Annotated in this window: 1 protein-coding gene; it reads left to right on the top strand. The window is 64.3% G+C overall.

Annotation, left to right across the window (positions count from 1 at the left end):
- The first annotated feature begins 32 nt into the window (after positions 1-32).
- Entirely contained in the window at positions 33-12,929 is a 12,897-nt protein-coding gene (locus L8K08_RS07620; RefSeq protein ID WP_242195568.1) for a non-ribosomal peptide synthetase, read from the top strand.
- Positions 12,930-13,056 lie beyond the last annotated feature (127 nt).

The following is a 13,056-nucleotide window of genomic DNA, read 5'->3' as shown; positions in this document are numbered from 1 at the left end:
TTTCCCGTAAGCCGATTTCAGGCAGGAACCCCATGATGGACGCCTTCGAACTTCCCCGCACTCTGGTCCAGTCCCTTCAACGTCGCGCCGCACAGACCCCAGACCAGGTGGCGCTGCGCTTCCTCGCCGACTCTGCCGAGCAAAACGTTGTGCTCAGCTACCGTGACCTGGACCTGCGCGCCCGCGCCATCGCCGCCGCCTTGCAGGCCAATGCGGCGTTGGGCGAGCGCGCGGTGCTGTTGTTCCCCAGCGGCCCGGACTACGTCGCGGCGTTCTTTGGCTGCCTGTACGCCGGGGTCATCGCAGTGCCGGCGTATCCGCCAGAGTCCACGCGCCGGCATCATCAGGAGCGCCTGCTGTCGATCATCAGTGACGCCGAACCGCGCTTGCTGCTGACGATTGCCAGTCTCGGCGACGGCCTGGCGCAGATCGAAAACGCACCCCCGGTGCTGAGCGTCGACACCCTGGATGCACAGCTCGCCGAGCGCTGGGTCGAACCCGAACTGCACGCCGACGACATCGCCTTCCTGCAATACACCTCCGGCTCCACCGCATTGCCCAAAGGCGTGCAAGTCAGCCACGGCAACCTGGTGGCCAACGAAGTGCTGATCCGCCGTGGTTTTGGCATCGACCTCAACCCGGATGACGTGATCGTCAGCTGGCTGCCGCTGTACCACGACATGGGCCTGATCGGCGGCCTGCTGCAACCGATCTTCAGCGGTGTGCCGTGCGTATTGATGTCGCCGGCGTACTTCCTTGGCCGGCCGCTGCGCTGGCTGGAGGCGATCAGTGAATACCGCGGCACCATCAGCGGTGGGCCGGACTTCGCCTACCGCCTGTGCAGCGAGCGGGTCAGCGAATCAGCCCTGGAGCGCCTCGACTTGAGCACCTGGCGCGTGGCCTATTCGGGCTCTGAACCGATCCGCCTCGACACCCTGGAGCGCTTCGCCGAGAAGTTTGCGACGTGTGGCTTCACCCCGAACAATTTCTTCGCCTCCTACGGCCTGGCCGAGGCGACCCTGTTCGTCGCTGGCGGCACCCGCGGCCACGGCATCCCGGCCTTGCGCCTGGATGAACAGGCGTTGGCCGCCAACCGCGCCGAACCGGGGCAGGGCAACGCGATCATGAGTTGCGGCACCAGCCAGCCGGAGCACGCGGTGTTGATCGCCGACCCGCACACGCTGAGCGAACTGCCGGATAACCACGTCGGCGAACTGTGGGCCAGCGGCCCGAGCATCGCCCACGGCTACTGGCGCAACCCGCAAGCGTCGGCCAAGACGTTTGTACAGCACGCCGGCCGCACCTGGCTGCGCACCGGCGACCTGGGTTTTATCCGCGAGGGCCAGGTGTACATCACCGGTCGCCTGAAAGACCTGCTGATCGTGCGCGGCCATAACCTGTATCCCCAGGACATCGAACAAACCATCGAGCGCGAAGTGGAAGTGGTGCGCAAGGGCCGCGTTGCCGCTTTTGCAGTGAATGACCAGGGCCTGGAAGGCATCGGCATCGCCGCCGAAATCAGCCGCAGCGTGCAGAAAATCCTGCCGCCCGAGGCGCTGATCAAAGCCATCCGCCAAGCCGTGGCCGAGGCGTATCAAGAAGCCCCGAGCGTGGTGGTGCTGCTCAACCCCGGCGCCTTGCCGAAGACCTCCAGCGGTAAGGTGCAGCGCTCGGCCTGTGCCCTTCGCCACGCCGATGGCAGCCTCGACAGCTACGCGCAGTTCCCCGACCTGCAAGCGCAAGCGAGCGATGCGGCGTTGGAATCCGATCTGCAAAACCAGATCGCCGCCATCTGGTGCGAGCAGTTGCAGGTCGCAACCGTTGCGGCCGATGACCACTTTTTCCTGCTCGGCGGTAACTCCATCACCGCCACCCAAGTGGTCGCCCGCCTGCGCGAAACCCTGGGGCTGGAGCTGAACCTGCGCATGCTGTTCGAAGCGCCGACCCTGGCGAGCTTTGCCGCAAGCGTTGCGCAATTGCAGCAGGACGGCGGCGTTGCTCAAGGCGCGATTCATGCCTTGTCGCGCCAGGACGACCTGCCGCAATCGCTGGCGCAAAACCGCCTGTGGATCACCTGGCAACTTGACCCGCAGAGCAGCGCCTACACCATCCCCGGCGCCTTGCGTTTGCGCGGCGAGTTGGACGAAGACGCGGTGCGCGCCAGCTTCCAGCACTTGATCGAGCGTCACGAAGCCCTGCGCACGCGCTTCTACGAGCGCGACGGCCAGGCCTTCCAGCGTGTGCAGGCAAGCGCCGAATTCGACCTGCAAATTATCGACCTCAGCGACCTGCCGGGCGCCGAGCGTGAGGCACGCGCGCAGCAGATCCGCGAAGACGAAGCGCGCACCCAGTTCGACCTGGAAAAAGGCCCGCTGCTGTGGGTGACCCTGGTGCGCCTGGACGATGAAGACCACCAATTGCTGGTGACGCTGCACCACATCATTGCCGACGGTTGGTCGCTGAATATCCTCATCGACGAATTCTCGCGCCTGTATGCCGCCGCGACGCAAGGCCAGCCCCTGGCGTTGCCGCCACTGGCCCTGCAATACGCCGACTACGGCAGTTGGCAGCGCCAATGGCTGGCCGAAGGCGAAGGCCAGCGGCAACTGGCGTACTGGAAAACCCAGCTGGGCGAGGAACATCCGAGCCTGAGCCTGGCCACCGACCATCCGCGCTCGGCGCAACAACGCCACAGCGCGTCGCGCCATAGCGTGCGCCTGGAGGCCGGCCTCAGTGCAGCGATTCGCAAGACCGCCCAAGACAACCAAGCCACCCCGTTCATGCTGCTGCTGGCGGCGTTCCAAAGCCTGCTCTACCGCTACAGCGGCCAGCGCGATATCCGCATCGGCGTGCCGAATGCCAACCGCCCGCGCCAGGAAACCCAAGGCCTGATCGGCTTCTTCATCAACACCCTGGTGCTGCGCGCCGAGCTGGATGGCCGTCTGCCGTTCGATCAATTGTTGGCGGCCACCCGTCAGGCTGCGTTGGGCGCCCAGGCGCATCAGGACCTGCCGTTCGAGCAACTGCTGGAAGCCTTCCCGCACGCCCGCGAACAGGGCCTGTTCCAGGTCATGTTCAACCACCAGCAACGCGACCTGAGTGCCTTGCGCCGCCTGCCGGGCATGCTCGCCGATGAGTTGCCGTGGCACAGCCGCGAGGCCAAGTTCGACCTGCAACTGCACAGCGAAGAAGACCGCAACGGGCGCCTGAGCCTGTCGTTCGACTACGCCGACGAATTGTTCGACAGCGCAACCATTCAGCGTCTCGCCGAGCACTTCATCAACTTGCTACACGCCGTGTGCGAGCAACCGCAACAGGCCATCGGCGACTTGCCGTTGATGCACGCCGACGAACAACAGCCGTGGAGTGAAGCGCCGTGCACGCCGGCGCAGCAGTGGCTGCCCGAGCTGCTCAGCCAACACACCGCGGACAACACCGCGCTGGTCTGGCAGGACGGCAACCTGACCTTCGCCCAACTGCACACCCAGGCCAACCGCCTGGCCCATTACCTGCGTGACAAGGGCGTTGGCCCGGATGTGTGCGTGGCCATCGCCGCCGAACGCTCGCCGCAACTGTTGATCGGCTTGCTGGCGATCATCAAGGCCGGTGGCGCCTATGTGCCGCTCGACCCGGATTACCCCGCCGACCGCCTGGCCTACATGCTCCAGGACAGCGGGGTGCACCTGCTGTTGACCCAAACCTCACTGCTCGATCTGCTACCGGCACCCGAAGGCGTGTGCGTGATCGCCATGGACAGCCTGCACCTCGACAGCTGGCCGACCCAAGCACCGGGTTTGCACCTGCATGGCGACAACCTCGCCTACGTGATTTACACCTCCGGCTCCACCGGCCAGCCCAAGGGCGTGGGCAATACCCATGCGGCGCTGGCCGAGCGTTTGCAGTGGATGCAAGCCACGTATCAACTCAACGACACCGATGTGCTGATGCAAAAAGCACCGATCAGTTTCGACGTGTCGGTGTGGGAGTGCTTCTGGCCATTGATCACCGGTTGCCGCCTGGTGCTGGCAGGCCCCGGCGAGCATCGCGACCCGCACCGCATTGCGCAGTTGGTGCAGGAACACGGCGTAACCACCCTGCACTTTGTGCCGCCGCTGTTGCAGCTGTTTATCGATGAGCCGCGGGTGGCCGAATGCACCAGCCTGCGCCGCCTGTTCTCCGGCGGTGAAGCCTTGCCCGCCGAACTGCGCAACCGCGTCTTGGCACAGTTGCCGGCGGTGCAATTGCACAACCGTTATGGCCCGACGGAAACCGCGATCAACGTCACCCACTGGCAGTGCCAGGCCGAAGACGGCGAGCGCTCGCCGATTGGCCGGCCGCTGGGCAATGTGATCTGTCGCGTGCTGGACGAACACCTCAACCCATTGCCGGCCGGTGTGCCGGGCGAATTGTGCATCGGCGGCATCGGCCTGGCGCGCGGTTACCTCGGCCGCGCCGGGCTGACCGCCGAACGTTTCGTCGCCGACCCCTTGGGCGAGGCGGGCACACGCCTGTACCGCACCGGTGACCGTGTGCGCTGGAGCGCTGACGGCGTACTCGACTACCTCGGCCGGCTCGATCAGCAGGTCAAACTGCGTGGCTTTCGCGTGGAACCGGAAGAAATCGAAGCACGCCTGTTGGCCATGGACGGCATCGCCCAAGCCGTGGTGCTGGTGCGTGACCAGCAACTGATCGGCTACTACACCGCCAGCACCGCGCTGGACGAGCAGCAGGTAAAAAGCGCCCTGGCCGCCGAGCTGCCGGAATACATGGTGCCCGCGCAACTGCTGCGTCTGGAGGCGATGCCGCTGAGCCCCAGCGGCAAACTGGACCGCCGTGCCTTGCCGGCGCCGGTGTGGCAAACCCGTGAACACATCGAACCCCAAACTCCGTTGCAGCAGCAGATTGCCGCGATCTGGCGCGAAGTCCTCGGCCTGCCTCGCATTGGCCTGGGCGACGACTTCTTCGCCCTCGGTGGCCACTCGTTGCTGGCCACGCAAATCATCTCGCGCACCCGCCAGGCCTGCGACGTCGAGCTGCCGCTGCGCACCTTGTTCGAAGCCAGCGAGCTGGGCGCGTTTGCCGAGCAAGTCGAGCTGATCCAGGCCTCGGGCCAGCGCAACCAGCAAACCGCTATCGCCAAGGTCGACCGCAGCGCGCCGGTGCCGCTGTCCTATTCCCAGCAGCGCATGTGGTTCCTCTGGCAGATGGAGCCGGACAGCCCGGCCTATAACGTCGGCGGCATGGCGCGCCTGCGTGGCGTGCTGGACGTGGGGCGTTTTGAGGCAGCGTTGCAAGCCTTGATCATGCGTCACGAAACCCTGCGCACCACCTTCCCGAGCCTCGACGGCGTGGCCCAGCAAAAGGTCGCGCCGCAAACCGGACTGCGCATGGACTGGCAGGATTTCTCGGCGCTCACTGAAGCCGAGCGTCAGCTGCGCCTGCAACAACTGGCCGACCACGAAGCCCATACACCTTTCAACCTGGAAACCGGGCCATTGCTGCGCGCGTGCCTGGTCAAGGCCGGCGAGCAGGAACACTACCTGGTGCTGACCCTGCACCACATCGTCACCGAAGGCTGGGCGATGGACATCTTCGCGCGTGAACTCAGCGCGCTGTACGAGGCTTTTATCGACGAGCGCGATTCGCCGCTGGCGCCGTTGCCGGTGCAGTACCTCGACTACAGCGTGTGGCAGCGCCAATGGCTGGAGTCCGGCGAGCGTCAGCGCCAACTCGACTACTGGATCGGGCAGCTTGGGCATGAGCATCCACTGCTCGAACTGCCCGGCGACCGCCCGCGTCCGCCGGTGCAAAGCCATCAGGGCGAGCTGTACCGCTTTGACCTGAGCGATGAACTGGCCGCCCGCGTGCGCGCCTTCAATGCCGAACGCGGCCTGACCCTGTTCATGACCATGACCGCCACCCTGGCCGTGTTGCTCTACCGCTACAGCGGCCAGACCGACCTGCGCATCGGCGCGCCGGTGGCCAACCGCATTCGCCCTGAAAGCGAGGGCCTGATCGGCGCATTCCTCAACACCCAGGTGCTGCGTTGCCAGCTCACTGGGCAGATGAAGGTGGGCGAGTTGTTCGAGCAGGTGCGCCACACCGTGATTGAAGGCCAGTCCCATCAGGACCTGCCGTTCGATCATTTGGTGGAAGCCCTGCAACCCCCACGCAGCGCGGCCTACAACCCGCTGTTCCAGGTGATGTGCAACGTGCAGCGCTGGGAATTTCAGCAGAGCCGCCAACTGGCTGGCATGACCGTCGAGTACCTGGCCAACGACGCGCGTGCGACCAAGTTCGACCTCAACCTGGAAGTCACCGACCTCGACCACCGCCTGGGTTGCTGCCTGACCTACAGCACCGACCTGTTCGACGAACCGCGTATTGCGCGCATGGCTGAGCATTGGCGCAACTTGCTGGAGGCACTGATCGCCAACCCGCAGCAGCGCCTCAGCGAATTGCCGTTGCTGACCGCCGTCGAGCAGCGCGCGTTGCAGGACAGCCTCGGTATGGAAGCGGGCGAGCATCGCCTCGATCAGTGCATTCATCAGTTGTTCAGTCAGCAGGCGAGCAAGCGTGCCGATGCGCCGGCACTGACCTTTGCCGGTGAAACCCTTACCTACCGCGAACTGGACGACCGCGCCAACCGCCTGGCGTGGATGCTGCGCGAGCGCGGCGTGGGCCCACAGGTGCGCGTCGGCCTGGCGTTGCCGCGTTCTCTGGAAATGGTGATTGGCTTGTTGGCGATTCTCAAGGCCGGTGGCGCCTATGTGCCGCTCGACCCGGAATACCCGCTGGACCGCTTGCACTACATGATCGAAGACAGCGGCATAGGCCTGCTGCTCAGTGACGCGGCACTGTTCGAAGCCCTCGGTGAACTGCCGGCGACGGTGGCGTGCTGGTGCCTGGAAGATGACCTGCCGATGCTCGCCAATTACCCGGCCGACGAGCTGCCCTTTATCAGCTTGCCGCAACATCAGGCGTACTTGATCTACACCTCAGGTTCCACCGGCAAGCCCAAAGGCGTGGTGGTGTCCCACGGTGAAATCGCCATGCATTGCCAGGCGGTGATCAAGCGCTTTGGCATGCGTGCGGACGATTGCGAACTGCACTTTTATTCGATCAATTTCGACGCCGCCACCGAGCGTTTGCTGGTGCCGCTGCTCAGCGGCGCGCAGGTGGTGTTGCGCGCCCAGGGCCAGTGGGATGCCGAAGAAATCTGCGCGCTGATTCGCACCCATCGCATCAATATCCTCGGCTTCACCCCAAGCTATGGCAGCCAGTTGGCGCAGTGGCTGGCGACTCAGCAGCAAACCTTGCCGGTGCGCATGTGCATCACCGGCGGTGAGGCGCTGACCGGCGAACACTTGCAGCGTATCCGCGCAGCGTTTCAGCCCGAGGTGTTTTTCAACGCCTACGGCCCGACTGAAACCGTGGTCATGCCGCTGGCCAGTCTGGCGCCCGAGCACGTGGAGGAGGGCGCTGGCAGCGTGCCGATCGGCAGCATCATTGGCGACCGCGTGGCCTACATTCTCGACGCCGACCTGGCGCTGGTGCCGCAAGGTGCGACCGGCGAGTTGTATGTCGGCGGGGCCGGTCTGGCCCAGGGTTACCACCAGCGCCCGGGCATGACCGCAGAGCGTTTTGTCGCCGACCCGTTTGCTACCAATGGCGGGCGTTTGTACCGCACCGGCGACCTGGTCCGCCAACGCGCCGATGGCCTGGTGGAGTACCTGGGCCGTATCGACCATCAGGTGAAAATTCGCGGTTTCCGCATTGAACTGGGTGAAATCGAAACCCGCCTGCTGGAACACCCAGCGGTGCGTGAGGCGGTGGTGCTGGCGCTGGATTCGCCGAGTGGCAAACAGTTGGTGGCTTATCTGGTCAGCGACGCCGACCACGGCACACTGCGCGACGCGCTCAAGGCACACCTTAAGGCGCAACTGCCGGACTACATGGTGCCTGCGCACCTGATCGTGCTGGACAGCATGCCGCTGACCGCCAACGGCAAGCTCGACCGCCGCGCCTTGCCGCAACCGGACCCGGAGGCGAACCGCCAAGACTACGTGGCGCCACGCAACGAACTGGAGCACACCCTGGCCGCGATCTGGTGCGCCGTATTGAACGTGCAGCAGGTCGGCATGGACGATAATTTCTTTGAACTGGGCGGCGACTCGATTCTGTCGATCCAGGTGGTCAGCCGTGCGCGGCAGGCCGGGATTCACTTCAGCCCGCGCGACCTGTTCCAGCATCAAACCGTGCAAACCCTGGCGGCCGTGGCCACGCGGTCCGAGCGGGTCAGCGCCGAACAAGGGGTGCTGACGGGCAGCTCGGGCCTGACGCCGATCCAGCATTGGTTCTTCGATACGGCGATTCCGAATCGTCAGCACTGGAACCAGGCGTTGCTGCTCAAACCGCTGCAACTGCTCGACCCTCATCGCCTGGAGCAAGCGCTGCTGGCCGTGCTGGAACACCACGACGCCCTGCGCCTGAGCTTTACGCCGCGCGACGCCCAATGGCACGCCGAGCACTTGGCCGTGCCGCACGGCGGCGTGCTGATGCAGGCGCAAGTGCGCGATATGGCGCAGTGCACCGCGCTGTTCACCGATACCCAACGCAGCCTCGACCTCGAACACGGTCCGCTGCTGCGCGCCTTGCTGGTGGATGGCCCGCAGGGTCAGCAACGCCTGCTGATCGCGATTCATCACCTGGTGGTGGATGGCGTGTCGTGGCGCGTATTGCTTGAGGACATGCAAACGGTCTACCGCCAACTGAGCGACGGCCAATCGGTCAGCCTGCCGGCCAAGACCAGCGCCTTGCGTGATTGGGCTGCGCGTTTGCAGGCCTATGCGAGCAGTGAATCCCTGCGTGAAGAGTTGAGCCTTTGGCAAGACCGGTTGGCCGGTGCTGCGGCGGTATTGCCGGTGGATCGCCCACACGGTTCGCTGCTCACTCGGGATGCCGACACAGTCAGCGTGCGCCTGGACGCGCAACACACCCGCCAGTTGCTGCAACAGGCGCCAAGCGCCTATCGCACTCAGGTCAACGACCTGCTGCTGACGGCGTTGGCCCGTGTGCTGTGCCGCTGGAGTGGTCACGATTCAGCGCTGGTCCAGCTGGAAGGCCATGGCCGTGAAACCTTGTTTGATGACATCGACCTGACCCGCAGCGTCGGCTGGTTTACCAGCGCTTACCCATTGCGCTTGACCCCGCAAGTTGAGCAGGGCGCGTCGATCAAGGCGATCAAAGAGCAACTGCGCGGCGTGCCGCACAAAGGTTTGGGCTATGGCGTGCTGCGTTACCTGGCGGACGATCTGTGCAAGCAGACCATGGCCGCACTGCCAAGCGCCGACATCACCTTCAACTACCTCGGCCAGTTCGACCAGAGCTTCGGCGCCGATGCGCTGTTCCACCCGCTGGATGAGCCAGCCGGCCTGGCGCATGACCCGCAGGCGCCGTTGCCCAATGAGCTGAGCGTCGACAGCCAGGTGTACGGCGGCGAACTGGTGCTGCGCTGGACCTTCAGCCGCGAGCGCCACGATCAACAGACCATCCGCGAACTGGCCGAGGCCTACCTGGGCGAACTGCAAAGCCTGATCGCGCATTGCCTGAGCGACGCTGCCGGCGGCCTCACGCCGTCGGACTTCCCGCTGGCGCACCTGACCCAGCCACAACTCGACAGCCTGCCGGTGCCGGCCAGCGCCATCGAAGACGTGTACCCGCTGACGCCGATGCAGGAAGGCCTGCTGCTGCACACTTTGCTGGAACCGGGCACGGGCCTCTACTACATGCAGGACCGCTACCGCATCAACAGCGCGCTCGACCCGCAGCGGTTTGCCCAAGCCTGGCAGGCGGTGATCGCCCGTCACGAAGCCTTGCGCGCGTCGTTCTGCTGGAACGTCGGCGAAGACATGCTGCAAGTGATCCACAAGCCGGGCAGCACGCCGATCGAGTACCTGGACTGGAGCGCCGAACCGGAAAGTGAACAGGAACCCCGCCTGCAAGCCTTGCTCAAGGCCGAGCGTGAAGCCGGTTTCGATCTGCTTAACCAGGCGCCGTTTCACCTGCGCCTGATCCGCGTCGGTGAAGCGCGCTACTGGTTCATGATGAGCAACCACCACATCCTCATCGATGCCTGGTGCCGTTCGCTGTTGATGAATGACTTCTTTGAGATCTACATGGCCCTGGGCGAAGGCCGCGAAGCACAGTTGGCCACACCGCCGCGCTACCGCGATTACATTGCCTGGCTGCAACGCCAGAACCTCGCCGAAGCACGCCAGTGGTGGCAGCACAACCTGCAAGGTTTCGAGCGCACCACACCGATCCCGAGCGACCGGCCGTTCCTGCGTGAACATGCGGGCCATAGCGGCGGCATGGTGGTGGGCGACTGCTACACCCGCCTTGAGGCACGCGACGGTGCGCAACTGCGTGAACTGGCGCAGGCCCATCAACTGACCGTCAACACCTTCGCCCAGGCGGCATGGGCGTTGGTGCTGCGTCGCTTGAGCGGCGAGCGTGACGTGTTGTTCGGCGTTACCGTGGCCGGGCGCCCGGTGGACATGCCCGAGATGCAACGCACTGTCGGCCTGTTCATCAACAGCATCGCGCTGCGGGTGAAACTGCCTGAAGACGGTCAGCGCTGCAGCGTGCGCCAGTGGTTGAGCGGCTTGCTTGACAGCAACATGCAGCTGCGCGAGTACGAGTACCTGCCGCTGGTGACCATTCAGGAACACAGCGAATTGCCCAAGGGACAACCGCTGTTCGACAGCCTGTTCGTGTTCGAGAACGCGCCGGTGGAGGTCTCGGTGCTGGACCACGCGCAAAGCCTGAACGCCACCTCGGATTCCGGCCGCACCCACACCAATTTCCCGTTGACCGCGGTGTGCTACCCGGGCGATGACCTCGGTTTGCACCTGTCCTACGACCAGCGTTACTTCGACGAAAGCACCGTGCAGGGCATGCTCGGCGAGTTCAAGCGCCTGCTGCTGGCGCTGGTGCAGGGTTTCCATGGCGACATGGCCGACCTGCCGTTGATTGGCGCGCAGGAACGTGAATTCCTGCTCGACGGCTGCAACCAGAGCGAGCACGTCTACCCGTTGGAGCGCAGCTATGTCGAGCTGTTCGAGGCGCAGGTGGCCGAGCATCCCCAGCGCATCGCCGCCAGCTGCCTCGACCAGCAATGGAGTTACGACGAATTGAATCGGCGCAGCAACGGTTTGGGTCACGCGCTGATCGCAGCAGGCGTTGGCCTGGACCAGCCGGTGGCATTGCTGGCCGAGCGCAACCTCGACTTGCTGGGCATGATCATCGGCAGCTTCAAGGCCGGCGCCGGTTATCTGCCGCTGGACCCAGGCCTGCCAAGCCAGCGCCTGAGCCGGATTATCGACTTGAGCCGCACGCCGTTGCTGGTGTGCACCGAGGCGTGTCGCGAGCAGGCGATTGAATTGCTGGAAGGTACCGACTGCCAACTGTTGGTCTGGGAGGAAGTGCCGGGCCGTGGGGAAAATCCAGGTGTCTACAGCGGCCCGGACAACCTCGCCTACGTGATCTACACCTCGGGCTCCACCGGCCTGCCCAAAGGCGTGATGGTCGAACAGCGCGGCATGCTGAATAACCAGTTGAGCAAAGTGCCTTATCTGGACCTGAGCCCGGCGGATGTAATCGCCCAAACTGCGTCGCAAAGTTTCGATATTTCCGTGTGGCAATTCCTCGCTGCGCCGCTGTTTGGCGCGCGGGTGGATATTGTGCCGAACACCCTTGCCCATGATCCGCAAGGTTTGCTGGCGCATGTGCAGGCCCAGGGCATTACTGTGCTGGAAAGCGTGCCGTCCCTGATCCAGGGCATGCTCGCCCAGGAACGCATGAGCCTGGACGGCCTGCGCTGGATGCTGCCGACGGGCGAAGCGATGCCGCCGGAGCTGGCGCATCAGTGGTTGCTGCGGTATCCAGACATTGGCCTGGTCAACGCTTATGGCCCGGCGGAATGTTCGGATGACGTGGCGTTCTTCCGCGTCGATCTGGCGTCAACCCAAGGCACTTATTTGCCGATTGGCACCCCGACCGACAACAACCGGTTGTATGTGCTCGATGGCGCACTGGCGTTGGTGCCCCAGGGCGCGGTTGGCGAGCTGTGTGTGGCGGGGACTGGTGTGGGCCGTGGTTACGTCAGCGATCCGTTGCGCACGGCGCAGGTGTTTGTGCCCAACCCGTTTGGCGCACCCGGCGAGCGTCTCTACCGCACCGGCGACCTGGCACGTCGGCGCAGCGATGGCGTGTTGGAATATGTGGGGCGTATCGACCACCAGGTGAAGATTCGCGGCTATCGCATCGAGCTGGGTGAAATCGAAGCGCGCCTGCATGAACAGCCGCAGGTGCGTGACGCCGCGGTGGGTGTACAAGAGGGCGTCAACGGCAAGCACTTGGTGGGTTACCTGGTGGCGGCGGATGAACGCCTCAACCCGAGCGAGCGCCTGGACCGCATCAAGCAACGCCTGCGCGCAGAGCTGCCGGAATACATGGTGCCACTGCACTGGTTATGGCTCGAGCGCCTGCCGCTGAACGCCAACGGCAAACTCGACCGCAAGGCCCTGCCGTCGCTGGAGATCGGCCAGTCGCACAGCCAGGACTACCTGGCGCCGCGCAACGAACTGGAAACGACGTTGGCGGCTATCTGGGCCGAGGTACTGAAAGTCGACAGGGTGGGCGTACAGGACAACTTCTTCGAGCTGGGCGGGCATTCGTTGCTGGCCACACAGATTGCCTCCCGCGTGCAGAAAACCCTGCAACGCGATGTGCCACTGCGGGCGATGTTCGAGTGCAGCACGGTGGCGGAGTTGGCCGAGTACATCGAGGGTTTGGCGGTGAATGAAATCAGCGCCGAGAAGGTCGATCGGTTGAGTGATTTGATGGCGGAGTTGGAGGGGCTTTAAGGAAAACTGGAACAACTGGCGGTGAGAGAAATTGTGCTTATTTCCGCCTTTGTTTGTAGGATATCGACCTCGAGTGGCGTAGGTGGTTTCCATAATGCTGTTTTTATATACAGTGTTTTAAGGGCTG

Origin of the sequence: Pseudomonas sp. TREG-RG-20F-10-E-6-01 (assembly GCF_022662455.1) — a bacterium.
Classification (GTDB): domain Bacteria; phylum Pseudomonadota; class Gammaproteobacteria; order Pseudomonadales; family Pseudomonadaceae; genus Aquipseudomonas.
Note: the sequence above shows the minus strand (reverse complement) of the source record. Positions and strands in the feature narration are given on the sequence as shown.